1 protein-coding gene and 1 pseudogene are annotated in these 528 nt (G+C 61.2%); both read left to right on the plus strand.

The annotated features are described in order from the left end of the window. Nucleotides 1–80: pseudogene (locus F1735_RS34155) on the plus strand (IS200/IS605 family transposase); the annotation flags it as partial. A gap of 149 nt (nt 81–229) precedes the next feature. Continuing rightward, nucleotides 230–430: a hypothetical protein gene (locus F1735_RS34160; protein ID WP_187364436.1), complete on the plus strand. Its 201-nt coding sequence runs from the start codon at nt 230–232 to the stop codon at nt 428–430. The last annotated feature ends 98 nt before the right edge of the window (nt 431–528 follow it).

Below are 528 nucleotides of genomic sequence, written 5' to 3' on the forward strand. Positions count from 1 at the left end.
CCTACTTTGCCGGTAGCTGCGGCGGTGCGCCTATCGCCGTTATCCGGCAGTACATCGAACAGCAGCAGACGCCGCACTAGACGCACCAAACCGGACGGCTGCGCCGTCCGCGCTCTTGACCCCGCCCTGAAGGGCGAGGTTTGCCGCCCAACCGATCAAGGACCTGCCGCCGAGGGACAAAGGCAAGGTCGATATCCGCCTGCGCGGCCTGACACGCGGCAGCTACACGGTGGACATCTCCACGGTCGGCTACCGGCGCAACGACGCCTTTACCGCCTACATCGGCATGGGGTCGCCGAAGCAGTTAGCGAAAAACCAGGTCGCCGCCCTGAAATCGCTGGCGAGCGGCAAGCCGGACGAGCAAAGAACGGTGCGGGTGGGCGCCGACGGCCGCCTCGCCCCGGAAATTTGCAAGCTAGTTGTCGCCTAAATACGATTTTTACGCTGCTTTTTTGAGTGCTTGATTTTTCTCCTTTTTGGTGACGGCTTCCGTGACACTTTTTTCGGGATTGAGGTGTACCGTCGTCA

The sequence above is a fragment of the Massilia genomosp. 1 genome (genome assembly GCF_011682185.1).
Taxonomy (GTDB): Bacteria; Pseudomonadota; Gammaproteobacteria; order Burkholderiales; family Burkholderiaceae_D; genus Telluria_A; species Telluria_A rubra.